General features: G+C 64.5%; 20 protein-coding genes. 2 read left to right on the forward strand and 18 right to left on the reverse strand.

What is annotated here, in order from left to right; genetic code table 11:
* Both O1Y97_RS20585 and O1Y97_RS20590 read right to left on the reverse strand, forming a co-directional pair.
* The gene (locus O1Y97_RS20585; RefSeq protein ID WP_318762204.1) at window positions 1–978 is read right to left on the reverse strand and encodes a DMT family transporter; all 978 of its coding nucleotides are present in this window, start codon (window positions 976–978) and stop codon (window positions 1–3) included.
* Window positions 945–3254 carry a xanthine dehydrogenase family protein molybdopterin-binding subunit gene (locus tag O1Y97_RS20590; RefSeq protein ID WP_318762205.1) on the reverse strand — a complete coding sequence of 770 codons (2310 nt, stop codon included), beginning with the start codon at window positions 3252–3254 and terminating at the stop codon, window positions 945–947. The genes O1Y97_RS20585 and O1Y97_RS20590 overlap by 34 nt, the downstream gene beginning before the upstream one ends.
* 151 nt (window positions 3255–3405) lie before the next feature.
* On the opposite strand from O1Y97_RS20590, the gene pepN reads away from it, so the two are divergent.
* Entirely contained in the window at window positions 3406–6051 is a 2646-nt protein-coding gene (pepN, locus tag O1Y97_RS20595; protein ID WP_318762206.1) for an aminopeptidase N, read from the forward strand.
* Window positions 6052–6306: 255 nt separating this feature from the next.
* Entirely contained in the window at window positions 6307–8637 is a 2331-nt protein-coding gene (locus tag O1Y97_RS20600) for a PAS domain-containing sensor histidine kinase (protein ID WP_108608818.1), read from the forward strand.
* Between the two features lie 42 nt (window positions 8638–8679).
* Here the strand turns inward: O1Y97_RS20600 and O1Y97_RS20605 are convergent, their stop codons facing one another.
* From O1Y97_RS20605 to O1Y97_RS20680, 16 genes are all read right to left on the reverse strand, one after another.
* On the reverse strand, window positions 8680–9129 hold the full coding sequence (locus O1Y97_RS20605; RefSeq protein ID WP_318762207.1) for an EF-hand domain-containing protein: 450 nt from the start codon (window positions 9127–9129) through the stop codon (window positions 8680–8682).
* Between the two features lie 67 nt (window positions 9130–9196).
* The gene (locus tag O1Y97_RS20610; protein WP_318762208.1) at window positions 9197–12157 is read right to left on the reverse strand and encodes a bifunctional [glutamine synthetase] adenylyltransferase/[glutamine synthetase]-adenylyl-L-tyrosine phosphorylase; all 2961 of its coding nucleotides are present in this window, start codon (window positions 12155–12157) and stop codon (window positions 9197–9199) included.
* Window positions 12158–13609: a sensor histidine kinase gene (locus O1Y97_RS20615; RefSeq protein WP_108608821.1), complete on the reverse strand. Its 1452-nt coding sequence runs from the start codon at window positions 13607–13609 to the stop codon at window positions 12158–12160.
* Window positions 13609–14283 carry a response regulator transcription factor gene (locus O1Y97_RS20620; protein WP_108609987.1) on the reverse strand — a complete coding sequence of 225 codons (675 nt, stop codon included), beginning with the start codon at window positions 14281–14283 and terminating at the stop codon, window positions 13609–13611. The genes O1Y97_RS20615 and O1Y97_RS20620 overlap by 1 nt, the downstream gene beginning before the upstream one ends.
* A 191-nt stretch (window positions 14284–14474) precedes the next feature.
* Window positions 14475–16010, reverse strand: a complete 1536-nt coding sequence (locus tag O1Y97_RS20625; protein ID WP_318762209.1) for a Do family serine endopeptidase — start codon at window positions 16008–16010, stop codon at window positions 14475–14477.
* A gap of 117 nt (window positions 16011–16127) precedes the next feature.
* The gene (locus O1Y97_RS20630; protein WP_183263535.1) at window positions 16128–16595 is read right to left on the reverse strand and encodes a cytochrome c-type biogenesis protein; all 468 of its coding nucleotides are present in this window, start codon (window positions 16593–16595) and stop codon (window positions 16128–16130) included.
* Entirely contained in the window at window positions 16592–18580 is a 1989-nt protein-coding gene (locus O1Y97_RS20635; RefSeq protein ID WP_318762210.1) for a heme lyase CcmF/NrfE family subunit, read from the reverse strand. The genes O1Y97_RS20630 and O1Y97_RS20635 overlap by 4 nt, the downstream gene beginning before the upstream one ends.
* A gap of 18 nt (window positions 18581–18598) precedes the next feature.
* Window positions 18599–19039, reverse strand: coding sequence for a cytochrome c maturation protein CcmE (gene ccmE, locus O1Y97_RS20640; protein ID WP_318762211.1), 441 nt, complete (start codon window positions 19037–19039; stop codon window positions 18599–18601).
* Window positions 19040–19042: 3 nt separating this feature from the next.
* Window positions 19043–20179 (reverse strand): c-type cytochrome biogenesis protein CcmI, encoded by a 1137-nt coding sequence (ccmI, locus tag O1Y97_RS20645; protein ID WP_318764252.1) that lies wholly within the window; start codon window positions 20177–20179, stop codon window positions 19043–19045.
* A gap of 97 nt (window positions 20180–20276) precedes the next feature.
* Window positions 20277–20723 carry a hypothetical protein gene (locus O1Y97_RS20650; RefSeq protein WP_318762212.1) on the reverse strand — a complete coding sequence of 149 codons (447 nt, stop codon included), beginning with the start codon at window positions 20721–20723 and terminating at the stop codon, window positions 20277–20279.
* Between the two features lie 92 nt (window positions 20724–20815).
* The gene (locus tag O1Y97_RS20655; protein WP_318764253.1) at window positions 20816–22192 is read right to left on the reverse strand and encodes an ATP-binding protein; all 1377 of its coding nucleotides are present in this window, start codon (window positions 22190–22192) and stop codon (window positions 20816–20818) included.
* Between the two features lie 46 nt (window positions 22193–22238).
* On the reverse strand, window positions 22239–22904 hold the full coding sequence (locus O1Y97_RS20660; protein WP_055978403.1) for a response regulator transcription factor: 666 nt from the start codon (window positions 22902–22904) through the stop codon (window positions 22239–22241).
* Between the two features lie 67 nt (window positions 22905–22971).
* Complete coding sequence (locus O1Y97_RS20665; RefSeq protein ID WP_108608829.1) at window positions 22972–23268, reverse strand: hypothetical protein; 297 nt, start codon at window positions 23266–23268, stop codon at window positions 22972–22974.
* 76 nt (window positions 23269–23344) lie between these two features.
* Window positions 23345–23557, reverse strand: a complete 213-nt coding sequence (locus O1Y97_RS20670; RefSeq protein WP_055978469.1) for a hypothetical protein — start codon at window positions 23555–23557, stop codon at window positions 23345–23347.
* Window positions 23558–23590: 33 nt separating this feature from the next.
* Window positions 23591–26080: a baseplate megatron protein TIM-barrel domain-containing protein gene (locus O1Y97_RS20675; RefSeq protein WP_318762213.1), complete on the reverse strand. Its 2490-nt coding sequence runs from the start codon at window positions 26078–26080 to the stop codon at window positions 23591–23593.
* Complete coding sequence (locus O1Y97_RS20680; protein ID WP_318762214.1) at window positions 25971–26420, reverse strand: hypothetical protein; 450 nt, start codon at window positions 26418–26420, stop codon at window positions 25971–25973. The genes O1Y97_RS20675 and O1Y97_RS20680 overlap by 110 nt, the downstream gene beginning before the upstream one ends.
* Window positions 26421–26573 lie beyond the last annotated feature (153 nt).

Genomic DNA, 26573 nt, shown 5'->3' on the forward strand with positions numbered 1-26573 from the left:
CTATTGCGGCGGGGCAGCCTTCTTGGCCGCCTGGCGCTCGATGCCGAGACGCCGCTCGCGCCAGATGATGAAGATGCCGGCGCCGACGACGATGACACCACCGACCAGCGTGTACAGGGTCGGCAGATCGCCGAAGACGAGATAGCCGACGACGATGCCGAGCAGCAGCGACGTGTATTCGAACGGCGCGACCGTCGACGCCTCGGCGTGGCGGTAGGCCTCGGTCATGAACAGTTGCGCGATGCCGCCGCAGAATCCGCTGGTGACGAGCAGCGCCGTCTGTTCCCAGGTCAGCGACTGCCAGCCGAACGGGATGCTGAACAGGGCCATGATGCTGGCGGTCAGCGAAAACCACAGCACGATCGTCGCGGTGCGTTCGGTATGGACCAGGTTGCGGACAAGCAGCATGGCGATGGCCGAAAGTGCCGCGCCGACAATGGCGGCCACCGCGCCCATCGCCGCCTTGTCGCTCACACCTTCGGGCGAGGTAAACAGCGTCAGATTGGGCCATGACACGATCAGCACGCCGACAAGACCGATCGCGACCGCAGTCCAGCGATAGGCGCGAACGTTTTCGCCGAGGATGAGGGCGCTGAAGACGACGACCAGCAGCGGCTGGGCATAGTTCAGCGTGATCGCCTCCGGCAGCGGCAGTTGCGTCAGCGCGAAGAAGCTGAAACCCATCGCCGTGACCCCGGCCAGCCCGCGCATGATGTGCCCGAACGGCCGCGTGGTCACGACCGCCGTGCGCAACTCGCCTTGCCAGGCGAGAAAGACCAGGATCGGAAAAATGGCGAAGAAGGACCGGAAGAAGACGATCTGGCCGGCGGGCACCTGGCCGGCCAGCTTGATGCTGGTCGACATGCCGACGAAGATTGCCACCGAAATGACCTTGAGCGCGATACCTGTAAGCGGCGACAAAGCCTGATGAACCACTTGATGCTTCACTTCACCCTGGCCGCCTCTATCGCTGCCCATACGCGCGCGGGCGTCGCCGGCATTTCAATATGGCCTATGCCGTAGGCCCGGTGGAGCGCATCGGTGACGGCATTGAGTGCGGCCGGCGTCGCGCCGATGGTGCCGGCCTCGCCGGCGCCCTTCATGCCCATGGCATTGGTGGTCGACGGCACGTTGCGCGTCTCGAAATGAAAGGACGGCACGGAGTCGGCGCGCGGCATGGTGTAGTCCATGAAGCTCGCCGTCAGGAGCTGGCCGTCCTCGCCGTAGACCGCCTCTTCCGACAGCGCCTGGCCGATGCCCTGGACGACGCCGCCGTGGACCTGGCCGGCCAGCAGCAGCGGGTTTACCGTCATGCCGAAGTCGTCGACGATGGTGTAGGCCACGACCTCGGTGGCGCCAGTCTCGGGATCGATCTCGACCTCGCAGATATGGGTGCCGTTGGGATAAGTGGCCTCGTGCTGAACAAACTCGCCCATCGCCTTGAGATCGTCCGGGTTTTTCGCCGCGGCATGAAGCGCCGCGAAACCGATAGCGCGGTCGGTGCCGACGATGCGTGCCTCGCCGTTTTCCAGTTCGATGTCGGCGGCCGCGGCCTCGAGTTCATCGGCGGCGAGCTTCCTGAGCTTCTCCGCCAATGCCTCGCCAGCGCGGGAGGCCGAGACGCCGCCGAGCGGGATCGAGCGGGAACCGCCGGTGCCGCCACCGCTGGGCAGTTGGTCGGTATCGCCTTGGTGGACGCTGATTCTGGCGACCTCGAGATTGAGCTTTTCCGACACGAACTGGGCGTAGGCGGTGGCGTGGCCCTGGCCGTTGGACTGGGTGCCGATGAAGACCGAGACCGTGCCGTCGGCATTGAGCTCGACGCGCGCGGGTTCGGACCCGGCGAAAGCGCAGGCTTCGATGTAGGTCGCCATCCCGATGCCGCGGATTTTCTCCCGCTGCTTCGCCTCGGCGAGCCGCTCGGGGAAGCTTTCCCAGGCGGCGCGCTGCATGGAGAGGTCCATGTGCGCTTCGAATTCGCCGACGTCGTAGAGCCGGCCTGTCTGGGTCCGGTAGGGGAACTGTTCCGGGCGGATGAAGTTGCGGCGGCGGATCTCGTCGACCGTCAGGCCAAGTTCGTGGGCGCAGGCATCGGCGAGCTTTTCGACCAGGAGTGCGGCCTCCGGGCGCCCTGCTCCGCGATAGGCATCGACCGGGCAGGTGTTGGTGTAAACGCCCGTAATCGCCACATCGAGCGCCTCGATGTCGTAGACGCCGGTCGACATGCTGGCGCCGATATGGGCGATGACAGGACCGTATTGCGAGACATAGGCACCGACATTGGAGAGCAGTTCGACGCGCAGGCCAAGAAAGCGGCCGTTGCCGTCCATCGCCATTTCGGCGGCGACGACGTTGTCGCGCCCCTGCGCGTCGGTGAGGAAATGCTCGGTGCGGTCGCTCGCCCATTTGACCGGCTGGCCGAGCCGCTTGGCGGCCTCAAGCACCAGCGCGTGTTCGCGATAGACGAAAGCCTTGGTGCCGAAGCCGCCGCCGACGTCGGGGGTTATGACGCGAAGCTTGTCGGCGGCTATGCCGAAGACCTGCCCGGTCAGGACGTTGCGCATCGAATGCACGCCCTGCGAACCGGTGGTCAGCACGAAACGGTCCTCGTCGGTGCGCCACTCGCCGATGGCCGAGCGCGGCTCCATGTAGTTGCAGATCAGGCGGTTGTTGATGAACTCTATGCGGGTGACATGGTCGGCGCTGGCGAAAGCCTTGTCGGTCTTGTCCCTGTCGCCGAGATGGTAGGTGAAGGCGCGGTTTGAGCCGAGTTCGGGCCAGACCAGCGGCGTCTCGTCGTCCAGCGCGGTCGCTGTATTGGCCGCAGCGTCTTCGCCATCATAATCGACCTCGATCAGTTCGGCGGCATCCTGCGCCAACGCCCTGGTGTCGGCGACAACGAAGGCTATCGCATCGCCGACATAGTTGACCCGGTCGCCGCACAGGATCGGGATGTCGCGGGTCGGCGCACGGGTGCCGTCGGGTTGCTTCTGCATGACCATCGACTTGAGTTCGCCGAGATGGACGACATCGGCGCCGGTCAGCACCAGACGGACCCCGGGTGCCGCGCGTGCGTCTTCGACCGAGCCGATCTTGAAGCTGCCTTTGGCGACCGGCGAACGCAGGACATAGCCGTGGAGTTGCGATGCCGGGGCAATGTCGTCGGTGTAGCGGCCCGTGCCGGTGATGAATGCCGCGTCCTCGAGGCGCAAAACGGATGCGCCCATCCCGAATTTCGGCGTGACGATAGTCATATCTGCCCCGTGAGGATTGGTGGAGGAGCGCAGCAAATGTGCGGTCCCGAACAGTTTTGCCGAGGGGGCGTTTCGTGTAAAGAGCAGCGGCCGCATATTTGTTCTACCAGCATGCAGCCAGCGTTCGGACGTCGACAGGAAGGCCCACCACATGCGCACTGATACCGGACAGGTGTTTCGTCTCGAGGATTACCGGCCGAGCGACTACCTGATCCCCAGGACCGAACTCGACTTCCGCCTCGGCGCAGACAACACAAGGGTGGTGGCAAGGCTGACGATCGAGCGACGCGCTGGCGTCGACAAGCCGGTGCAACTGGAACTCGACGGCGACGGGCTGACATTGCGCCGGATCGAAATCGACGGCGAGACGGTCGATGCCGCCAATTTCGACGCCACGCCCGAGCGGCTGGTCATCTACACCCCACCGGCCTCAGGGCACTTCACCTTGCTGATCGAGACCGAGCTTGCACCATCGCGCAACGAGGCGCTGATGGGCCTCTATCGCTCGAGCAAGGTCTATTGCACCCAGTGCGAGGCGGAGGGCTTCCGCCGCATCACCTATTTCCTCGATCGGCCCGACATCCTGTCGGTCTACACCGTGCGCGTCGAGGCCGAGCGCGCCGAGGCGCCGCTACTGCTGGCCAACGGCAATCCGGTCGAGCATGGCGATCTCGCCAACGGCTGGCACTATGCGGTCTGGCACGACCCCTTCCCCAAGCCGTCCTACCTGTTCGCGCTGGTCGCCGGCGACCTCGGCTGCATCAAGGACCGCTTCGTCACGGCTTCGGGCCGAGAGGTCGAGCTCGGCATCTATGTCGAGCACGGCAAGGAGAACCAGGCCGGCTACGCCATGGATTCGCTGCGCCGATCGATGAAATGGGACGAAGAGGTGTTCGGCTGCGAATACGATCTCGACGTCTTCAACATCGTCGCCGTGTCCGATTTCAACATGGGCGCGATGGAGAACAAGGGTCTCAACATCTTCAACGACAAGTACGTGCTTGCCGACGAGGAGACCGCGACGGACGCCGACTTCGCCAATATCGAGGCGATCATCGCGCATGAATATTTCCACAATTGGACAGGCAACAGAATCACTTGCCGCGACTGGTTCCAGCTCTGCCTCAAGGAAGGGCTGACCGTCTTCCGCGACCACGAGTTCTCCGCCGACCAGCGCTCGCGGCCGGTCAAGCGCATCGCCGAGGTGCGCACGCTGCGCGCCCACCAGTTCCCAGAGGACCAGGGGCCGCTGGCGCATCCGGTTCGCCCCAGGCGCTATCGCGAGATCAACAACTTCTACACGGCAACCGTCTACGAGAAGGGTTCGGAAGTGGTGCGGATGATCCGCACGGTGCTGGGCGCGGAGACCTTCCGCAAAGGCATGGACGTTTATTTCGAGCGCCATGACGGGGATGCCGCGACCATCGAGGACTTCCTCAAGGTGTTCGAGGACGTGTCGGGCCGCGACCTGTCGCAGTTCGCGCTTTGGTACCATCAGGCGGGTACGCCGAACCTCAGCGTGACGGCATCGCATAGCCCAGCCACGGCAGAATTCACCATCGAGATCGAGCAATCGGTGCCGCCGACACCGTCGGAAAGCCGCAAGCGGCTGATGCACATCCCGCTCGCCTTCGGCCTCGTCGGCGCCGACGGCAAGGACATGGCCTATGGCAGCGCCGAGGGTGCGACCGTCGAAAACGGCGTCATCCACGTCCGCAAGCGCAAGCATGTGGTGACCTTCTCCGGAGTGAGCGAACGGCCGGTGCTGTCGGTCAACCGCGGCTTTTCGGCACCGATCACGCTGACCGTCGAGCAGCGCCCGGAGGACCAGATCTTCCTCGCCTCGCACGACAGCGATGCGTTCTCGCGCTGGCAGGCATTCAACACGCTTCTGACCGACGCCACCATCGGTGCCTTCAAGGACATCCTCGGCGGCAAGCGGCCCGAGTTGAGCGCGGACCTGGCGGCATTGGCCGGACGCATCGCCGGCGACGGCTCGCTCGAACATGCCTTCCGGGCGCTGGCGCTGGCCATGCCGGGTGAAGCCGACATTGCCCGCGATATCGGCAAGAACATCGACCCCGATGCCATCTTCACCGGACGCGAGGCGCTGGCGCGCAAGATGGCGGAAGGCAACAGCGGAGTCTTTTCGCAGCTTTACGACGATTTGCGCATGTCGGGTACGTTCTCGCCGGACGCCGCAAGTGCGGGCCGGCGGGCGCTGCGCAACACGCTGCTCGACTATCTCGCCATTCTGCCGGGCGGTGCCGCGCGGGCGTCAGCGCATTTCGCCTCGGCAACCAACATGACCGACCGTGCGGCCGCCCTTGCCGTGCTGGCGCATCGCCATGCCGGCTCGGAGGAAGCGAAGGAGGCGCTGGCCGAATTCGACAAGCGCTACCGCAGCGATCCGCTGGTCATGGACAAGTGGTTCATGATCCAGGCGACGGCCCCCGGCGCCGGCGCAGTCGATGCCGTCAAGGCACTGACCGAGCACCCGGCCTTCTCGATCGCCAACCCCAACCGGGTGCGCTCGCTGATCGGCGGCTTTGCCAGCGCCAACCAGACCGGTTTCCACCGCGCCGACGGTGCCGGCTACACGTTCTTCGCGGAATCCGTACTGACGGTGGAAAAGCGTAATCCGCAGGTCGCCGCACGCCTCGCCACCGCGCTCAGGTCATGGCGTTCGCTCGAACCCAAGCGCCAGGCAAAGGCGCGTGCGGCCCTGCTCTCGATGCAAGCCAAGGAAGGGCTGTCGGCCGATCTGCGCGACATCATCGAACGCACGTTGGCCTGACAAGCGCCGAGAAATTCAGGCGAGGCCGATCTGACCTGAATTCGCTTCCCAGGGCAATGTTCCAGAACGCGGCGGCTCCCGAAACAGGGGCCGCCGTTTTGCTGCGCCGCTCATTCCGCTGACTTTTAGCCGAATTTTAATCTTTTTCCCCCGCCCCACTGGACAAGGCGAATCAGCTTTGATTCTTTAGTGACGATTCGGAAGTTCGGTGTATGCCGGATCATCTACCAGGAAACGGGATTTGGGGAGCCATTTATGGCAAAGGCGGACGCGTGGGGCGCGCCCGATGAGACTGCTTTTGGCCGTCGCAGGCAGGCGCGTGGCGCTGGCCTGTCGGGCAATGCACGTCTTATCGCGGAGCCCGCGTACCGCCGGCTTCTTGCCGCCGAGCCGCTGCTTCGCCGCTCCATTCCGACACTGATCGTCATCTTCCTGATCGTCGTTGCCGGTGCGCGCTTCCTGTCGATGATGGCCCTGCGCGACGATGTCGAACGCAACGCCAAGGCTATCCTGGCGCTTTCGGCCGGTGAGCTGGTCAACTCGCTGATGGCAGGCGCCACGACCGACGTGCCCTTCGCCGCCGCCAGCCATGACCTGCTCGAGCGCACGAGCCAGCAAGGCACGCTGAGCCGCAGCCATGTGATTGCGCTGACCGACGGGAATTTCCGCGTCGTCGCGGTCAGCCCGCAGTCGACCGGCTGGCAGGGCCAGTCACTCGACGCCATCATCTCGGGCGGGCAGCCACTGTTCATGTTCGGCGACCGCGCCGGCGTGATGGACATCCGCATCGGCGGCCAGGACTGGCTGGCAGCTGTCAGCCTCGCCGACGACAAGCGGGCGGCAGCGGCGGCCATGGTGCCGAAGGAGGCCGTGTTCGCCGACTGGCGCAAGACGGTGTCGCTCAACGTCGCGCTGTTCGTGATGACGGCCGGCATCCTGATCATCATCCTCTATGCCTATTTCAGCCAGGCGGCGCGCGCCCAGGCCGCCGACGGCATCTACCTCGAAGCGCATGAGCGCATCGATCTCGCCCTTGTCCGCGGCAAATGCGGGCTGTGGGATTGGGACATGGTTCGCGGCAAGATGTACTGGTCGGGCTCGATGTACCAGTTGCTCGGCTACGAGGCCTGCGAGGCGATGCTGTCGTTCGGCGAAGTGGCGCGCATCATCCACCCCGAAGACGGCGACCTGTTCGAACTGGCCAACCAGGTGGTGGCCCGCGAAGTCGACCATATCGACCGTGTCTTCCGCATGCGCCATGCCGATGGCCGCTGGGTGTGGATGCGCGCCCGCGCCCAGGTCGTCGACCCCGAAGCGCCCGAGATCCAGATGACCGGCATTGCCGTCGACATTACCGAGCAGCGGCATCTGGCGCTGCGCTCGGAGGCCGCGGACCAGCGGCTGCGGGCGGCGATCGAGAACATCACCGAATCCTTCGTGCTTTGGGATGCCAGCGACAGGCTGGTGATGTGCAATTCGAAATACCAGCACGACAACGGCCTGAGCGACCGCGACGTGCTGCCGGGTACGGCCCGCCAAGATCTCGAAGAGCGCATGGTCGCTTTCGTGTCCGAGCGGCGGCTGGCCAGCGCCAACGGCCCGCGTGCCGGCGCGTCCTATGAACGCCAGCTGGCGGACGGGCGCTGGCTGCAGGTCAACGAACTGACCACCCGCGACGGCGGCCTTGTGTCCGTCGGTTCCGACATCACCCAGATCAAGCAGCACCAGGACAAGCTGATGGAGAGCGAGCGCCGGCTGATGGCGACGATCCACGATCTCAGCCTGGCGCGACGCTCCGAAGAGGAACGCTCGGGCGAATTGGTCGAGCTCAACCGCAAGTACATGAAGGAAACCGAGCGCGCCGAGGCGGCCAACCGCGCCAAGTCGGAATTCCTAGCCAACATGTCGCATGAACTTCGTACGCCGCTCAACGCGGTGATCGGTTTTTCGGAGCTGATGGAGGGACGGCTGTTCGGACCACTCGGCTCGCCGCGCTACGAGGAATATGCCCGCGACATCAACTCCAGCGGCAAGTATCTCTTGGGCGTCATCAACGACATCCTCGACATGTCGAAGATCGAGGCCGGCCAGTTCTCGATGGATCGCGAAGAGATCGACCTCTGCCCGCTGATCCGCGAGACGGTCAGGGTCGTCTCGCTGCAGGCGGCGCAGAAATCGATTACCGTCGAGACACAGATCGCCGAGCAGATGACACTGTTCGCCGACCGCCGCGCCATCAAGCAGATCGTCATCAACCTGCTGTCCAACGCGGTGAAGTTCACCGGCCATGGCGGCCGCATCACGGTGCGGGCACGCAACGCCTCGGGCGCGCTGACACTGAGCATCGAAGACAATGGCTGCGGCATTCCCAAGCACGCGCTGGGCAAGCTCGGCCGGCCGTTCGAGCAGGTACAGAACCAGTTTTCCAAGAACCACGAAGGGTCCGGCCTCGGCCTCGCCATTTCGCGCTCGCTGGCCGAGCTGCATGGCGGCGCGCTGAAAATCAGGTCCACCGAAGGCGTCGGAACGATCGTTTCGGTGCGCATACCGGTGCGCCGGATCGAGCGGCTGGCCAAGGCAGCCTGAGGCCACCCCGGAGGTCAAAGCCCCCGGGGCGGCAAGCCGGCGTTACTGCTGGTGACGCTTGCCATGCCCATTGCGGCCCGGCATCTCGCCCTTGACGATCTTGCCGTCGTCGTTGCGATCCATCAGCGCAAACATCTTCTTCTGGCGCGATTCGATCTCCGCCTTGGTCAGTTCGCCGTCGCCATTGGCATCGAACCGCTTGATGAGACGTTCGGCCATGCGCTCGGCGCGCATGCGCTGGATCTGGTCGGCCACCTCGGCGACGGTGATCTTGCCGTCCGCATTGCCGTCGGCGTCGACCAGCCGCTCGTTCATCGCCGCCGTGAACTCCTCGAAGGTGACGTCACCGCTCTTGTCGGCATCGGCCCGCTCGAAGCGCATCTGCGGCTTCATGCCCTGGCCGCGCGAGGGCTGCGCGGCGGCGAAGGCGGAGGTGCCGGCCGTGCCCGCGAGGGCGAGAAAGGCGATGGCGATCTTCGTTGACTTGCTCATGGGGTTTCTCCTGTTGCATCGACACCCCCGATGCTGATCGAAGCCCAAGCATGGCGTCCCACCGCCCTCACTTGCGCTTCGCACGAAGCAAACGGTCGAAGTGTGTCCTGACCGTTTGCGACGTCTCCTTGAGATGTGCCTCCAGCACGCCGAAATCGGGAAGGTCGGTTGCCGCAAGCAGCAGGTCCGACAGCCCCGGCGGAACATCGTTCCGCTCGAACGCACCGGTGAGGCACAGCCTCGTCATCTGTGTGATGGCCGAATAGAGCCCATAGGCCTCGACCAGGTCCTGCCGCACCTGGGCGTCGGCAAAGCCGGGCGCGAGCCGGTGAAGCGTGTCGGCCGTGCCGGTGGCATGGCCTTCTCCTTCGATCCTGCCGGTCAGCACCGCCACCTGGGCGATGAATTCGAGGTCGATCAGCCCGCCGGGCACAAGCTTGATGTCCCAGAGGTCGTGCGGCGGCTTTTCGTCCTCTATCATCTGGCGCATGTCGCGCGCCTCGGCGGCAACCTTGGAGGTATCGCGCGGCAAGGCGATGATGGAGGCCACCTCGGCTTCGACCTCGGCGCACAACGAGGCGTTGCCGGCGATGGGCCGCGCGCGCGTCAGCGCCATGTGTTCCCAGGTCCAGGCTTCCTCGCGCTGGTATTTGCGGAAGGACGAGATGTGGGTCGCGACCGGCCCCTTGTTGCCCGAAGGGCGCAGCCGGAGATCCAGCTCGTAGAGCACACCTTCGGCGGTCGGCGCGGATACCGCCGCGATGAGGCGCTGGGTCATGCGGGCATAGTAGTGCGAGGGGGCAAGCGGCTTGTCGCCGTCGGATTCCTCGGCGTTCTCAAGGTGGTCGTAGAGCAGGATCAGGTCGACGTCGGAACCGGCGGTCAATTCGCGGCTGCCGAGCTTGCCCATTCCGAGGATTGCCACCCGGGCGCCTGCCACCTTGCCGTGGCGGCGGGCGAACTCGGCCTCGACGGCTTCAAGTGCAGCACCCACGGTCAGGTCGGCGAGATCGGAGAAAGCCTTGCCGGCGCGGGCAGGATCGATCGCACCGGCCAGCAAACGGACGCCGATCAGGAACTTCTGTTCCGCGGCGAAGATACGCAGGCGGTCGAGCACGTCCTCGTAGAGCCGGGTGCTTTCGAGGAAGGCCGAGAGACGAGTTGCGAGATAGGCGCGGTTGGGCAGTTCGGACAGCAATGCGGGATCGAGCAGGCCGTCGAAGACGTGCGGCCGGCGCGTGATGATGGCGGCAAGCCGGGGGGCTGCACCCATGATGGTGGCGAGCAGCTTGAGCAGCGCCGGATTGGACTGGAGCAGCGAAAACAGCTGGATGCCTGCCGGCAGTCCTGCGAGGAACTCGTCGAAGCGCATCAGTGCCTCGTCGGCCCGGCGCGTCTTGCCGAAGGCTTCGAGCAGCGCCGGGGTGAGTTCGGTCAGGCGCTCGCGGGCTTCGGCCGACTGGGTGGCGCGATAGCGGCCGAAATGCCAGCTGCGGATGACCCGGCAGATGTCAGAAGGCCGCTGGAAGCCAAGCTGGCGAAGGGTGTGCAGCGTATCGGGGTCGTCCACATCGCCGGTAAAGACGAGGTTGCCGATGCCGGCGGAAAGTTCGGGTGCTGCCTCGAACAGCGCAGCATAATGCCGCTCGACCTCCTGCAGCGAGGCGCGGAAGGTCCTGGAAAAGGCTTCTGCATCGGCAAAGCCGAGCATGTGGGCGATGCGCTCCAGCCCCTCGTCGTCCTCGGGCAGGGTATGGGTCTGTTCGTCGGCGACCATCTGGATGGCATGCTCGACGCGGCGGAGGAACCAGTACTGCCGTTCGAGGGCGTCGCGGGCTTCCATGGTGATCCAGCCGCGCACGGCGAGCTGGTCGAGCATCGGCACGGTGGCGCGGCCACGCAGCTCGGGAAAGCGGCCGCCGGCGATCAGTTGTTGGGTCTGGACGAAGAACTCGATCTCGCGGATGCCGCCGCGGCCAAGCTTGACGTTGTGGCCTTTGACGGCGACCTCGCCGTGACCCTTGTGGGCGTGGATCTGGCGCTTGATCGAGTGGACGTCGGCGATGGCCGCATAGTCCATGTATTTGCGCCAGACATAGGGCTGCAGCTCTTTGAGGAAGGCTTCGCCGGCAGCGATGTCGCCTGCCACCGGGCGCGCCTTGATCATCGCCGCCCGTTCCCAGTTCTGGCCGCGGCTTTCATAGTAGTGCAGTGCGGCGTGGACCGAGATCGCCAGCGGCGTCGATCCGGGATCGGGGCGCAGGCGCAGGTCGGTGCGGAAGACATAACCGTGCTCCGTGCGGTCCTGCATGATGCGGACCAGGCGACGAGTCAGGCGCGCGAACAACTCGGTCGCTTCGAGCGGGTCAATGATCGCCGGCGCCTCGGGATCGAAGAACACGACGAGATCGATGTCGGAGGAGAAGTTCAATTCGTGGGCGCCGAGCTTGCCCATGCCGAGCAGGATCCAGCCGGAACCGACAGTCGGGTTGTCGGGATCGGACAGCTTGAGCTTGCCCTGGTCATGCGCATCCCTGAGCAGGAAGTTCACCGCCGCACCGGTGCAAAGGTCGGCCAGCTCGCTCAGCCTGTGAACGCTGGCAGAGGCGGTTGCTTCGCCGGAGAGGTCGGCCAGTGCGATGAGGAAATGGGCCTCCGCCTTCAGCCGGCGCAGCCGCATCATCAGCGTGGCCTCCGTCACTCCCTCCTCACGGGGGGATGCCGCGATCGCTTCGCCGATTTCCTGAAGCCGCTGCTCGATCGACCGGTCAAACAACCGGTCGAGCATTTCGAGCTGACGCCTGGCACTGTGGCGCATGAACTCCGAAAGGTCGAAGACTGCGGCGAGCAACCCTTGGGCCGGGCCTTTGGCTTTCAGGAACGAGGCGAGCCGATCAAGGCCCTCCTCCTTGGCCAAGACGGCGAGTTCGGACAGTTCCCGCCAGGCACGCTCGGGATCGAGCGGTGCGATCTCTATCTTGGGCTCCAGCCGCCATTCGGTCGCTTTCTGTCTGGCAGCAGTTTTCATCTATTCGTCCTTCGGTCCGGGGAAACCCATCAGGACCGATAATCCGGGATTGCCGGGCAGGAGATCAAGCCGGCCATTGTGAAACTTCATCACGGCCTTGGCGAGACTGAGGCCAAGGCCGGAACCCGGCTGCGACCGGCTCTTTTCCAGCCTTACGAAGCGCTCGGTGGCGCGCTTGCGGTCGCCTTCGTCGGGGATGCCTTCGCCGTTGTCGGCGACCTGGACCCGGATTTCGTCGCCCTCGCGTCGCAAGGTGACATCGACATGAGGTTTTTCGACTGCGCCTGCGGAATACTTGATGGCGTTGTCGACGATGTTCGAAAGCGCCTGGGCGATCAGTTCACGATTGCCGCTGACGACAAAGTCGCCGTCGATCGTTGCTTCGAGGCCGACGCCCAGTTCTTCGGCGACAGGCTCGTAAAGTTCCACGACGTCCCGAACGACCGCAGCCAGGTCGACCTTGGCCACGGTTTCGGCGGAGTAGCCCGCCTCGAGCCGCGAAATCATCAGGATGGCGTTGAAGGTGCGGATAAGCTGGTCGGATTCGGCGATGGTGCCTTCCAGCGCCTCGCGATAATCGGCGCCGGTCTTCTTGCCCGACAATGCAGCTTCGGCGCGGTTGCGCAGGCGCGTCAGCGGCGTCTTGAGATCGTGGGCGATGTTGTCGGAGACCTGCTTCAGCCCGTCGTTGAGATGGGCGATGCGGGCCAGCATGGCGTTGAGGTTCTCGGACAGCCGGTCGAACTCGTCGCCAGCACCGGTGACCGGCAGGCGGCCGCTCAGGTCGCCCCCCATGATGCGCCGGCTGGCCTCGGAAACGCCGTCGATGTGCTTCAGCGCGCGGCGGCCGACGAAATACCAGATCAGCAAGCCGCCGAACCCCATCATGCCGAGCGCCAGCATCAGCGAGCGCTGGATGACGTCGCGGAAACGCTCGGGCTCGCCGAGGTCGCGGCCGACCAACAGGATCATCTGGTTGGGCAAGCGCAGGACCACGGCAATGGCATTGTGCCCGACTTCAGTGGCGGCTTCGGCTTCACCCTGCTCGGCAGCACCCTGGGAACGTCGGCCGGAGGCCTCGCCATAGCGCTCGTAGGAGAACGGCAGAGCGGTCCAGCCCTCGCGCTGCAGGACACCGGGCTGGATGCTCTGGACATTGCCCGAAAGGATGCGACCGTTGGGATCGGCCAGCAGATAGAGGTTTGCGCCCGGCTGGCGCGAGCGTTGCTCGACCACGCGCACAAGAACCGGGATACCGCCGCGCTGGTAGGCGCGGCCGAGGCCCTGCACTTCCTCGTTGATGGTTTCCTGCGACTGAGCCAACAGCATGCGCGCCGACAGCGACGTCATGTAGAAGACCAGGAGCACCGCACACAGGGCAAACAGCAACAAATAGAGCGCCGAAAGGCGCGCCGCCGTGGTTTTCATGATGGCCGGCAGCCTGAGCGCCATCAGCCGGCCTTGAGCATGTAGCCGGCGCCGCGGATAGTGTGCAGGATCGGCTTGTCGAAGCCCTTTTCGATCTTGCCGCGCAGCCGCGAGACATGGACGTCGATGACGTTGGTCTGCGGATCGAAATGATAGTCCCAGACGTTTTCGAGCAGCATCGTGCGCGTCACCACCTGGCCGGCGTGGCGCATCAGATATTCGAGCAGGCGGTATTCGCGCGGCTGCAGGGTGATTTCCTGCGAGGAGCGGCGGACCGAATGGGAGAGCCGGTCGAGTTCGAGATCGCCGACCCGGTAGACCGTCTCGGATTCGCGGGCCGGCGCACGACGGTTCAGTACCTCGACGCGGGCGAGCAGTTCGGAGAAGGCGTAGGGCTTAGTCAGGTAATCGTCGCCGCCGGCGCGCAGGCCGGTCACCCGGTCATCGACCTCGCCGAGAGCCGACAGGATCAGGACGGGGGTGGTATTGCCGCGCGAACGCAGACCGGCGATCACCGACAGGCCGTCGCGGCGGGGCAGCATGCGGTCGACGACCATGACGTCGTATTCGCCAGCGTCCGCAAGCGCGAAACCGGAATCGCCGTCACCCGCCACATGGGCAGTATGTCCGGCCTCGGCGAAAGCTTTCTGCAGATAATCCGCTGCCTCGCGGTCATCTTCGATGACGAGAATCTTCATGCCGCCGTTATAAACGATTTTGCCTGAGATCAGAGGCGCCATGTCGTACTCCTCTTGCATGCGAAAGCGGCAGCGGGCGATGGGAAGTCCGCTGCCGCCGGGGCCGGAACGAAGACTGACAAACTATCCGGCACCGTCAGCTCCCATCGAGCGGCTCGGGGGTGATGAAACCGCCCGACGGGAGAGACCGTTCAGCCCTGGCCGACAGGCAGGGCGACGAAGCGGTTGGTGTCTTCACGGCTGATCTGGAAGAGCACCGCCTTGCGGCCGGCTTTCGCCGCCTGCTCGATGGCAGCCGAGACGTCCGCCGGACCCTTGACCTCGACCGAGTTGACCGAGGTGATGACGTCGCCAGCCTGGATGCCGCGATCGGCGGCATCGCTGGACGGATCGACATCGGTGACCACGAGACCCTTGCCGTCCTCGGATGGCGTGACGGTCAGGCCGAGGTCTGCCAGCGAGGTCGGTTCGCCGGGTTCAGCCGACTGATCGGCAGAGGCCTGCTTGTCGCCACCCGGAATCTCGCCGAGGCCGACCTTGACCGTTTCGGCCTTGCCATTGCGCCAGACCGTGATGTCGACCGACTTTCCGGGCGTGATGCCGGCGATCAGGCGCGACAGTTCCTTGGGCGAGGCAACATCCTGGCCGTCGACGCCGGTGATGATGTCGCCGGCAACGATGCCCGCCTTCTTGGCCGGGCCGGTGTCCTGGGCGCTTGCAACAAGGGCACCCTTCTCGCTCTTCAAGCCGAGGGACTCCGCGATGTCCGACGTGACCGGCTGGATTTCAACGCCGAGCCAGCCGCGCTGGACACTGCCGCTCTTCATCAGGTCCTGCACCACCTGCTTGGCGGTCGAGGCAGGAATGGCGAAGGCGATGCCGACATTGCCGCCAGAAGGCGAGAAGATGGCCGTGTTGATGCCGACGACTTCGCCATTGAGGTTGAAGGCGGGACCGCCCGAATTGCCGCGGTTGACCGCAGCGTCGATCTGTAGGAAGTCGTCGTAAGGACCAGCGCCGATGTCACGGCCGCGGGCCGAGACGATACCGGCAGTGACGGTGCCGCCGAGGCCGAAGGGATTGCCGACAGCCACGACCCAGTCGCCGACCCGCACCTTCGCGTCATCGGCAAAGCCGACATAGGTGAACTTGGCGTCGGCTTCGACCTTGAGCACGGCCAGATCAGTGCGCGGGTCGGTGCCGATCAGCTTGGCGTCGTATTCCTTGCCGTCGTCGGTGACCACCGTATAGGCGCTGCCGTCTTCGACCACGTGGTTGTTGGTGACGAGATAGCCGTCCTCGGAGATGAAGAAGCCCGACCCCTGGGCAACCGGACGCGGCTTCATCTGGCCACGGTCACCACGGTTCGAGCGCGGAGCGCGGTTCTGGGTGCCATCTTCGCCAAACTGGCGGAAGAAGCGCTTCAGCGGATGATTGTCGGGAAGGTTGTCGAAACCCTGCTGGTCTGAGAAAGGCGAGTCGCCACGGTCTGATGCCGGCGCAATCTTGGCCTTGACCTGGACGCTGACCACAGCAGGGGAAACCTGCGAAACGACGTCGGCGAAGCCTGGCGCCTGAGGTGCCTCGACACGCACGGCTTCGGCGAAAACCGGTGCCGTTCCGCCTGCAACTGCGCCAATGCCAATCGCGCCAGCGAGGGCAACGGAAGCGGCGGCAGCCATGAAACGCTTGCGCGAACGCGAAAGGGAGGTGGGAGCGTTGCTCATAGTCTCTGATCCTCTTGAACGGGATGCCTTGGATTCGCATCCGATGGCTCAAGAGATAGAGAGGCTCACATTACGGCACCATTTCCGAAGCATGAAACTTTCGTAATGTTTGTCGTGTCAGACGTCCTTGCGCAGGATCGCGTCGAGCGCTTCCTGCTCGTCCTTGCTCAAGGCGGCCGGTTCCTGCCGGCGGCGCGAGCGCGCCGACAAGAAAACGAAAGCGCCGCCGCCGAGCAGCAGCAGGAGCGGCGTGCCCCACAGCAAGGCGTTACGCAGGTTGAACTGCGGCTTCAGCAGGACGAACTCGCCGTAGCGCGAGACGATGTAGTCCATCACCTGTTCGTCGCTGTCGCCGGCGACCAGCCTCTCACGCAAAAGCACGCGCAGGTCGGCGGCCAGTTCGGCATCGGATTCGTCGATGGACTGGTTCTGGCAGACCATGCAGCGCAACTCCTCCGACAGCAGGCGCGCGCGCGCCTCCAGCTTCGGATCGGCAAGCATCTCGCTGGGTTTCACCGCAAGCGCCGTCCCCGCGAAAAGGAAGGCGGCGAGGAAGCCTGCAATGGCCGGCAGTTTCGTCTTCATGTCGCGACCGGGCTGGGTTTCTTGTCGGCGGACTTGCGCTTCGCCGGCGCACCGACGCGCAGGCGACGGTCCATCAGCGACACAAAGCCGCCCGCCATCATCACCAGCGTGCCGCCCCAGATCAAGGTCACCAGCGGCTTCCACCAGACACGCACGACCACCGCTCCGTCGTTGGCTTCATCGCCCAGCGAGATGTAGAGCTGGCTGAGCCACAACGTCTTGATGCCGGCCTCCGTCGTCGGCATCTGGCGGACAGGATAGAAGCGCTTGGCCGAGACGATCTCGGCAACCGGCTGTCCGGCAGGGCCAAGCAGTGAGAAGCGGCCCTGGTCCTCGGTGAAATTGGGTCCGCGCACAGGCTGCAGGCCCTCGAAGCGGAGGCGGTGACTGGCGATCTCCAGCACCTGCCCGGGCTTCATGACGAGGATCGCCTCCTTCTCGAACGACAGCACCCCGACGATGCCGAGCAGGGTCAATCCAAGGCCGAGGTGGGCGAGCGCCGTACCGAACACCGATCGCGGTAGGCCGAGGAAGCGGCGCAGCGCGACCTTTGGCGCGACATTGCCGATGCCGGCCTTCAGCGCGAGGTCGGTCAGGGCTCCGAGCACCAGCCAGGTGGCAAGCCCTGCCCCAAGGGCGGCGAACACCGAAGCGCCGTCGATGAACAGGAAGGTGACGAGGACGACCAGAAGAGCTGCGCCGAATGCGAACATCAGCCGTTGCGCCACCGCAGCAACGTCACCGCGCTTCCAGGCGAGCAGCGGCCCGAACGGCACGAGCACCAGGAGCGGCATCATCAGCGGGCCAAAAGTGAGGTTGAAGAACGGCTCGCCGACCGAAATCTTCTCGCCGAACAGCGCCTCGACCACCAACGGATAGAGCGTGCCGATCAGCACGGTGGCAGTGGCCGTGGTGAGAAACAGGTTGTTGAGCACCAGCGCGCCTTCGCGCGAGATGGGATGGAAGATACCGCCGGCCGTCAGCGAGGACGCGCGCAGCGCAAACAGCGCAAGCGAACCGCCGATGAACACGGTGAGGATGCCGAGGATGAACACGCCTCGGCTCGGATCGCTGGCAAAGGCATGCACCGACGTCAGCACGCCCGAGCGTACCAGGAAGGTGCCGAGCAACGATAGCGAGAACGTCAGGATGGCAAGCAGCAGCGTCCAGATCTTCAGCGCCGAGCGCTTTTCCATGACGATGGCCGAATGCAACAGCGCGGTGCCGGCGAGCCAGGGCATGAAAGAGGCGTTCTCGACCGGATCCCAGAACCAGAAGCCACCCCAGCCGAGCTCGTAATAAGCCCAGTAGGAGCCCATGGCGATGCCACCGGTGAGGAACACCCAGGCGGCCAGCGTCCATGGGCGTACCCAGCGCGCCCACGCAGCGTCGATGCGCCCCTCGATCAGGGCTGCCACGGCGAAGGAAAAACAGACCGAAAAGCCGACATAGCCAAGATAAAGCAGCGGCGGATGCACGGCGAGGCCGATGTCCTGGAGGATCGGGTTGAGATCCTTGCCTTCGATCGGCGCCGGGATCAGTCGGGCGAAAGGGTTCGACGTGATCAGGATGAAGAGCAGGAAAGCCGTGCCGATCCAGCCCTGGACGGCGAGCACATTTGCCCGAAGCGTGGCCGGAAGATTGCTGCCGAAGGCCGCAACCAACGCACCGAAGAAGCTGAGGATCATCACCCAAAGCAACATCGAGCCTTCGTGATTGCCCCATGTGCCGGTGAATTTGTAGATCATCGGCTTGAGCGAATGCGAATTCTCCCAGACGTTGACGAGCGAAAAGTCAGACTGGACGTAGGCCAGCGTCAGGACCGTGAAGGAAAGCGCGATCATGGCGAAACCGGTGACGGTCACGGGACCGCCGACCGCCATCAGCTTCGCGTCGCCCTTGTAGGCTCCGTAGAGCGGCACCAGCGACTGCACCAGCGACAAGACGAGCGCCAGGACAAGCGCGAAGTGACCCATTTCGACCATGTCAGCACCGTCCGCCGTTCATTGCGTGCTTTCCTGCCAGACGCCCTTTTCCTTCAGGCTGTCGGCGACTTCCTTGGGCATGTAATTCTCATCGTGCTTGGCCAGCACGCTGTCGGCGACAAACACGCCGTCCGATCCAAAGCTACCCTCGGTGATCACGCCCTGCCCTTCCCGAAACAGATCGGGCAGAAGGCCAGTGTAGCGCACTTTGACCGTTTCTTCGGAATCGGTCACCCCGAACGCAACCTCGGTGCCCTGGCCGCGAACGATGGTTCCATTCTCGACGAGACCGCCGAGACGAATGCGCTGGCCTGGCTCGAGGGTCGCCGCCTGCAGGTCGGCGGGCATGTAGAAATAGGATGCTTTCTGGCCAAGCGCATAGAAGGTAAGCGCAGTCGCCGCGCCTAGGAAGACCAGCGCACCGGCGATGACCGACAGGCGTTTCTGTTTGCGCGTCATGGGCTACTCCGTGACCTTCAGGCCAAGCGAGCCGGCCAGTTCGGTGAGCTTCCGGCCATCGTCACTATCGCGGCCAAGCGCTTCGTAGGCACGCCCCAGCGCTTCCTGGGCCAGTTCGGTCTTGCCGAGCACCTGATAGGAACGCACCAGCCGCAGCCAGCCTTCCGGATCGCGCGGGTTCTGGCGCAGCTTCTCGTCCAAGGTCGCAACCATGCCTTCGATCATCGCCGTGCGATCGCCCGACGACATGGAGGCTGCAGCATCAATGTCGCTCTGGTTCGGCCCGGGAGCACCCGCCGCTTGGTTAGCCGGGGCGCCAGGCGCTTCTGCCTGGGCAACGGCCTGTTCGGCTACTGAACGCCATGGCGAATCCGCCGGCAAGCTCTCGGCCAGCTGACGCCAGGCGATGGCCGCCTCGGCAACCTTGCCCTCCTGGGCCAGAGCCAGGCCCAGGAAATAGCGGGCCTTTGGATTGGCAGGCTCGAGCTTGAGTGCGGCTTCGAAGGCAACGCTGGCCTCCGAAGTGACGATGCCGCCCGAAACGCCGGCGATTGCCTCGCCAAGACCCGACTGACGTGCGGCGGTGGAGCCTTCGAGGCGGATCGCATTGCGATAGGCGGTGACGGCGTCGTCGGCACGGCCCATGCGCTGGTAAATCGGCGCCAAAACGTCCCATCCTCGGCCATCCGATGGGTTGGCGATCAGATGCGCCTCGGCACGGGCAATCAGTTCGTCGACCGAACTGTCGGCCGGCTTCTGCTCGAGACGTGCCTTCAAGGGCTGCGACGGCACATCCGGTGAGCCGATCGCCGTGTAGATGCTCCAGGTCAGCACAGGAATCGCCAGCACGGCGACAACGCCGACCAGCCGCGGCGCAAGCGGCGATTCGCTTTTCGCCTTCGACCCGCTTTCCGCATCGAGTTTGATAATACGGCGCGCAATCTCGGCGCGTGCCTGCTCGGCTTCGGAGGGCGCGATCAGCCCGCGCGCGGCATCCTTGTCGAGTTCGGTCAGTTGATCGCGATAGACTTCAAGGTCGTGGCTGGTGTCGGCTTCGCCTTCGGCCTGTCGCGCCAAGGGCAACAGAACCGCAAGGCTCGCACCAAGTGTCAATACAGCGGCTATGACCCAGAACAGCATGGCACCTAAATAGCTAGCAGCCTCCATGCTGCCAACATCTCCGTCCTGCGGCTTATTGACGGCGGGCGCTGTTGCCAAAGCAACAACGCGTGACAATTCAGGTCAAGGGCGTCCAGCTGCCATCCGCGTTGCGGCAGGCCGTACCGCGAGCAACCAGCGGCGTGCCTGTCGTGAACACGGTCTGCGAATACTGGCGGCAGTCCTGCGATCCGACCCGATACGGCTGTGCGGCGACGACTTCCCCGGAACGGCCCGCGCCTTTCCAGGCAACGCCCTGTCCGCCCTGGCCATATTCCAGTGCGCGGTACTCGGCCTCGAGCGCCTTGCGCCGGTCACCATCGCTCAGGCCATTGCCGATCGTACCCCCGATCAAGCCGCCATCCATCGCGTTGATGATGCGCGCTGCAACCTTGCCATTAGAAGCACCGCTATCGCCGCCGCCGAGCGCCGGCACGATTCCGCCGCCGCTGCTCAAACCGGAGGTCGTGCATCCGGAGCCGGCAAGCAGTCCCGCAACCAGTGCCACCCGAAGTCTCATGCTCATCACCGGTTCCGAATTTGCGTCCGCTTACAAGGGCTTGGCGCCGCGTTAGATTGCATCTTTGGCCGAAATGGGGCCGATTCGGCCAGCCATTTCTATTGCACGCCGCGCAACTCGACGACGGCCTTCAATCCGCCCATCGCCGATCGCTCCAATCGAAGCGCCCCGCCATACTCCTTGACCAGGTCTGCGACGATGGCGAGACCGAGGCCGGTGCCCGGTTTTGTTTCGTCGAGGCGTTTGCCGCGCTGCATCGCTTCGCGCGCCTTGTCCTCAGGAATTCCCGGGCCGTCGTCCTCGATCTGGAGCAAAAAGCGCGGCGGTTCTTCGCCGACAGCTGCTACCGGCTCCACCGAAACCTTGACGGCACTGTGCGCCCATTTCATCGCGTTTTCGAGCAAATTGCCGACAACCTCCTCAAGATCCTCCCGTTCTCCGGCGAAGACCACTTCAGTTTCCGGCAAGGTCAAGGTGATCCTGGTGCCACGGGTCAGCTTTTCCATCACCCGAACCATGCGCTGCAACAGCGGTGCGACGGGAGTTCGGTAGACGACACTCTCGCGTTGCGCGGCGACCCGTGCCCGCTGGAGATAATGGTCGATCTGCTTTTGCATCGCCGTCGCATGGTCGGCGATGAGTTGGCCCTTGGTACCGCCAAGCGCACGCCCCTCGTTGAGCATCACCGCGAGCGGCGTCTTCAGCGAATGCGCCAGGTTGCCCACCTGGGTTCGCGACCGCTCGACGATGCGGCGATTGTTTTCGATCAGCGCATTGGTCTCGTTGGCGAGCGGCTGGATTTCGGCCGGGAAACGTCCGGTCAGGCGTTGCGCCGTGCCCTCGCGGACCATGGCGAGCGCATTGCGGACCCGCGTCAACGGCTGCAGTCCGAGCAGGATCGCTATCGCGTTGATCGCGATCATGCCGAAGCCGAACAGCGACAGATAGGTGAATAGACGCCACTCGAAGCCTCTGATCTCGTCCTCGAGTTCCGTGCGGTTGCCCATCACGCGAAAGCGCGCGATGCGGTTTTGCGAATCCAGCACGAACTCGGTCTCGAAGACCTCCAGTTCCTCGCCGACGATGCCATCGACCCGGTAGTGGCGTTGAAACTCGGTATTGAACGGGACGTCATCGACGCTCGGCGACGCCACCGGTTCGGTCATCGACGACGAGCGCAGTTGCCCGACAAGTCCCTTGGAGACCGGCTCGACCGACCAGTACCAGCCCGATTCCGGTTCCGAGAACCTGAGGTCGCCGAGATCGGGGCCTCCGGTGAGCGTGCCGCTGTCGGACACGCCGACGGAGCCGATGAGATTGAAGAGATGCGCCGACAGCAGGCTGTCGAAACCGCGCTCGCTGGTCTGTCGGTAGAGCGAACTGATGACCGTGAAGATCAGCGCAAACGCCAGGATCGCCCACACCGTCGAAAACGCGATGACGCGAAATGCCAGCGAACGCGGGCCGAGGCCCAGCACGTAGCGCTTCCAGCGACCCAGTCGTTTGCGAAGCTGTTCCGCCTTAGGCCTCCGGCTCGCGCATGCGGTAGCCCATGCCGCGGACGGTTTCGATCATATCGATCCCCATCTTCTTGCGGAGGCGACCGACGAACACCTCGATCGTGTTGGAATCCCTGTCGAAGTCCTGGTCGTAGAGGTGCTCGACCAGTTCGGTGCGGGAAACCACCTCGCCCATGTGGTGCATGAGATAGGCGAGCAAGCGAAACTCGTGCGAGGTCAGCTTCAGCGGCACGCCGTTGACGTCGGCCTTGGACGCCTTGGTGTCGAGCCTGACCGGGCCGCACGACAGTTCCGAGGAGGCGTGACCGGCTGCGCGGCGTATCAACGCCCTCACCCGCGCCAGAACTTCCTCGATGTGGAACGGCTTTGTGACGTAATCGTCAGCTCCGGCGTCGATGCCGGCGACCTTGTCGCTCCAGCGGTCACGCGCCGTCAGCATCAGCACCGGCATCTTGCGGCCTTCGCGGCGCCAGCGTTCGACGACGCTGATGCCGTCCATCTGCGGCAGGCCGATGTCCAGCACGATCGCGTCGTAGGGCTCGGTGTCGCCAAGAAAATGCCCCTCCTCGCCGTCAAAGGCCTTGTCGACGACATAGCCGGCGTCGGTCAGCGCCTCGGAGATCTGGCGGTTCAGGTCCTTGTCATCTTCAACGACGAGTATGCGCATGCGATTTTGCGACCAGTGGAACGATGGCAGAAGATATAGGCGATTCCGGGCGTGCGGGAAATCCGGACTAGTTGGCCGGCACAACGACCTCGACGCGGCGCGGACGCTGGCCATCCTTTGCAGGCACCAGCACGACGATCACGCAGACCGACTGCCCGCCCTGATTGGATTCGGAAGCCCGCGCCAAGGTGCCGCCATGCTGGTCGGCCACCTGCTGGCCGATCGAATAGCAATCTGCGGCCGCCACCAGGATCTCGCCGCCTTCCAACGTGCGCAAGGGCGCGGCGTTCGCCGAGACGGCGAAAAGGCCGGCCGCGCTGAGCGCTGCAATCGTTGGCCGGAATATGGAGCGAAGCGTTTTCATGTCGAGGTTTCTAATACGCCAGTGCTGAACGTGGAATGAACGATGAATTCATGCAATCGACGCCATTGCAAGTCTGCTAGCCTTTGCCGATGCGTTGCTTCGCCGCCAACCTGCCGAAGATCGCAACCAGCCCCGAAAGAGCAGTGATCGCCTGCAGGATGGTATCGGTCAACGCGGAGTTGTCGATGCCGTCGAGCGGCAACCCGGCAAGCCCGGCCCCGCCTACCAGCATGGTCACCACCGAGGCCCAGATCGTTCGCGAGAGATACCAGGGTTTCAGGTTCAACATGTTCGATCCTTTCAGCTGAATGACCCACCCGCCTCAGGCGAGCGAAAACCGTCTTGTGACAGGAAGGCCCGGGCCTGCGGCGACGCTCAACTGGCGCACCGTGATGTCGACCGCCGGCGGCGGGACGCCGAAATCGGCAACGATGTCCGCCGCAGCGTAGATCCAGGCCGGCGTCGAGACGGTGGCCGAGCGGAGCACGCCACCGCCTGTGGCCGATACCTCGACGCGATATTCCTCCCGCTCCTCGCCGAGCGGAATGTCGCTAGCTTCCCAACTGTCGGCGTCGATACGTCCACGCCTGATCCACCACAGCGAAAGATCGCCGGCTCCCGCCCGCCTTCCCCTGAGGTGAACGGGAGAAAATGGCATCAGCGCGCGCTTGCCTCCTGTTTCGCTTGATGCAGAGAAGCTGGCGCTGGAGAAATCTGCACCCAGCGGACCGACGCGCCAGTTGAGCTGCAAACCGGCCTCGCCGGCCAACAAACCGGAAGGCACCACCCCTTCGTCGAGGACGACCAGGTCTGCGCCAACCGCAGCGCCGGCGGCAGCGGCATCGCCGGTCCCGAACTGCCCGCGCAACAGCCCGCGCAATCGCCAAATCTCCGGTGCAATTTCCTCGGCACTTTCGAATTGCAGCACTTCCCAGGCGCCCCCGGCAGACCGCACAGCGACGAGGTTCGCGCCGTTGAGAAGCTGCAGCCGGCTGACACTCGCCAGCTCGCCTCCGTAAAGCTCAACGGTCAAAGCCGTCGCGCGGTCGATCCTTCCTTCCGTTCCGGGCGCCAGCATCGCCGTGAGCACGCCCATGTCGGCACGGCGACCGACCGACCCGCGCAACGCAAAGCCGGTCTCCTCCGGTGAAACGAACAGCGCCTGGCTCCTCCAGGGCGTTTGCGTCACCGCGACGCGAAATTGCAGGTGCGGATTTGCCGTGCTGCCATCCATCATCGGAAGATCGAGAAATACGGCGTGGGGCTGTCCCGCAACAACCGGGGCGGTGGCTGCAACGCCAGGATTCGATGAACGCCAGGGCGCCGGCACCGATCGCGCCATCTGCCGTGCGGCAACCTTGCGAACCAACCCCTGTTCGATCTCGGTCACGAGGAATTCAGACGTGCTGCCGGAGACAGGAAGCTTGATGATCGTGCCGGGCACGATATCCGCCCGTGGCTCGGCCAGGGCGAAGCTGACACGTTCGCGCTCTTGCCAGGTCCGCCGCATCCAGTCGTCGGCAAGCATCCGCGCCTGCCCGGCTTCCAGCACGCCAGGAAATGACAGGCCGTGCTGGCGACTGCCCTCAGCGGCAAATCTCGTGCTCCTGACCGAAGCCGATTGATAGTCGGCAACCGGGTCGCGGAAACTGAGGATCGCCTCCGCCGGCAGATCGTGATCGGGGCTGCGTGCGGTCTCGGCCACGGCGTTCTCGCCGTCAAACGCGAGGTCGGTCAGTTCGATTGCGGCGATGTTCGAGGCTGTCGTCCGCTTGAATGCCAGTCCGCCCGGTTGCTGGCTCGCGGAAAGACCAAACAAGTCGACCAGCGGTTCGAGCGCGCCCCGCGCCGACGCCGGGTCGGCGATCACATAGCCGGTGACCGTTCCCTCGACGCCATCCACATTGGCCGGCGGCAGTCCATGATCGCGCAGGATGGCGTTGATGAGATCGGCAATCGTCGGGCTGCCAAAACGGCCGTTCAGCCAATGGCCGCGATGCCAGCCGGCGCCATCGGACCAGACTCGCGACTGCAGTGGGAAGACCGGATAGGGACGCGCGTCCCACGCCCAAACGTAGCTGCGCGCCACATCGACCATGCGGCCGCCATATACCGGCGACAGCGGATTGTGCGCCCCGTTGAAGCCGGCTGACGCCGGATCCCAATGCGCGGCGTGCGCTTCGAGCAGGCGGCGCTGTGCAATGTCCGACCGGCCGCCGTTCGAAAAGTATGGCGTTCCGTTCTCGGACGATTTGACGTCCGGAAACATGTTGGGCTGGTTCGGCCCCTTGTCGATCGCCGGGCATCCAAGCTCATCGCACCAGGCAGCTTGAAACTGCGGCCCACGCAGGCTGTCGGGGTCCTCCGAGGAGAAAATCTGTGCCACGGCGCCGCTGTCCCAGACCAGCCTCTTGCGGCTCGGCTCGAAACGCGGCCTGTCATGACGCGAAATCGTTGCGATGCCAGACGGTCCTTCGATCATCACCTCTCGCACGTCGGCAAGGGTCTCTCCGACCAAGGCTATCGGCGAATGCCGCCCGGATGCGAAAGGCGAGAACCCACGCACCATGGAATTGACCCACTCGGCCCCCAGCCGGGTCTTGCCGGCGCCACGCCCGCCCACCACCAGCCACGTCGCCGGCTCGGCTTCGAGCAGATATTGCTGGATTCGCGCCGACCGATACCACTCTCTTGCGATCAGGCTACCTTGGCGCCAGTTCAGATTCGTTTGCGCAAAGCACTCTTGCATAGTCTCTGGCAAGTTCGACGATGCGTCGGTCGATCCTTGCGAGCACATCTGCCATTTCTGCATCTCGCTCCGTCTGGCTCATTTTCGCTGCCTCGCCTCCCCGCATCAATTCGTTGATCTTCTCGACCGTCCTGATGATCGAGCCGACCATGTCGACCTGCGCCTTGTCGAAACCGCCTTCGTTTTCCGGCTGCAGGGCTTCTGCCTGCGCGATCAGCGAATCTGCCAACCGGGCCAACCGGTCGGCGAAAGCGTCGGCGGCAATCCAGCCGTCCCGCGCGGCACGTCTTTCTATCTTGGCCACGGCATAGCCGCTTGCCACCGACAATAGCTCGACGTCCGGCGTCGCGCCCTCATGGAGCGCGCGCAGCGCCCGCCATCGCTCGTCCGCTCTCGCGACCAACGAAACCTCCAGCATCATGATTGGGAGAACCGCCTGGCCGTGCTGCCCGTTTTGGCTACACTTCTTTGACGATAGCCGGACACTATCAAAGCACCGTCACGGTGTCAAGAATATATTCCTATCGAAGTGCATTTTCCTGTTCCGCAGGCTGCT

Origin of the sequence: Aminobacter niigataensis (assembly GCF_946995915.1) — a bacterium.
In the GTDB taxonomy this organism is placed as follows: Bacteria; Pseudomonadota; Alphaproteobacteria; order Rhizobiales; family Rhizobiaceae; genus Aminobacter; species Aminobacter niigataensis.

What these genes read in the sequence shown, in the direction of transcription:
- O1Y97_RS20585 (WP_318762204.1), bottom strand. Translation starts at nt 978, where the DNA reads ATGGGCAGCGATAGAGGCGGCCAGGGTGAAGTGAAGCATCAAGTGGTT.
- O1Y97_RS20590 (WP_318762205.1), bottom strand. Translation starts at nt 3,254, where the DNA reads ATGACTATCGTCACGCCGAAATTCGGGATGGGCGCATCCGTTTTGCGC.
- pepN (WP_318762206.1), top strand. Translation starts at nt 3,406, where the DNA reads ATGCGCACTGATACCGGACAGGTGTTTCGTCTCGAGGATTACCGGCCG.
- O1Y97_RS20600 (WP_108608818.1), top strand. Translation starts at nt 6,307, where the DNA reads ATGGCAAAGGCGGACGCGTGGGGCGCGCCCGATGAGACTGCTTTTGGC.
- O1Y97_RS20605 (WP_318762207.1), bottom strand. Translation starts at nt 9,129, where the DNA reads ATGAGCAAGTCAACGAAGATCGCCATCGCCTTTCTCGCCCTCGCGGGC.
- O1Y97_RS20610 (WP_318762208.1), bottom strand. Translation starts at nt 12,157, where the DNA reads ATGAAAACTGCTGCCAGACAGAAAGCGACCGAATGGCGGCTGGAGCCC.
- O1Y97_RS20615 (WP_108608821.1), bottom strand. Translation starts at nt 13,609, where the DNA reads ATGGCGCTCAGGCTGCCGGCCATCATGAAAACCACGGCGGCGCGCCTT.
- O1Y97_RS20620 (WP_108609987.1), bottom strand. Translation starts at nt 14,283, where the DNA reads ATGAAGATTCTCGTCATCGAAGATGACCGCGAGGCAGCGGATTATCTG.
- O1Y97_RS20625 (WP_318762209.1), bottom strand. Translation starts at nt 16,010, where the DNA reads ATGAGCAACGCTCCCACCTCCCTTTCGCGTTCGCGCAAGCGTTTCATG.
- O1Y97_RS20630 (WP_183263535.1), bottom strand. Translation starts at nt 16,595, where the DNA reads ATGAAGACGAAACTGCCGGCCATTGCAGGCTTCCTCGCCGCCTTCCTT.
- O1Y97_RS20635 (WP_318762210.1), bottom strand. Translation starts at nt 18,580, where the DNA reads ATGGTCGAAATGGGTCACTTCGCGCTTGTCCTGGCGCTCGTCTTGTCG.
- ccmE (WP_318762211.1), bottom strand. Translation starts at nt 19,039, where the DNA reads ATGACGCGCAAACAGAAACGCCTGTCGGTCATCGCCGGTGCGCTGGTC.
- ccmI (WP_318764252.1), bottom strand. Translation starts at nt 20,179, where the DNA reads ATGCTGTTCTGGGTCATAGCCGCTGTATTGACACTTGGTGCGAGCCTT.
- O1Y97_RS20650 (WP_318762212.1), bottom strand. Translation starts at nt 20,723, where the DNA reads ATGAGCATGAGACTTCGGGTGGCACTGGTTGCGGGACTGCTTGCCGGC.
- O1Y97_RS20660 (WP_055978403.1), bottom strand. Translation starts at nt 22,904, where the DNA reads ATGCGCATACTCGTCGTTGAAGATGACAAGGACCTGAACCGCCAGATC.
- O1Y97_RS20665 (WP_108608829.1), bottom strand. Translation starts at nt 23,268, where the DNA reads ATGAAAACGCTTCGCTCCATATTCCGGCCAACGATTGCAGCGCTCAGC.
- O1Y97_RS20670 (WP_055978469.1), bottom strand. Translation starts at nt 23,557, where the DNA reads ATGTTGAACCTGAAACCCTGGTATCTCTCGCGAACGATCTGGGCCTCG.
- O1Y97_RS20675 (WP_318762213.1), bottom strand. Translation starts at nt 26,080, where the DNA reads ATGCAGAAATGGCAGATGTGCTCGCAAGGATCGACCGACGCATCGTCG.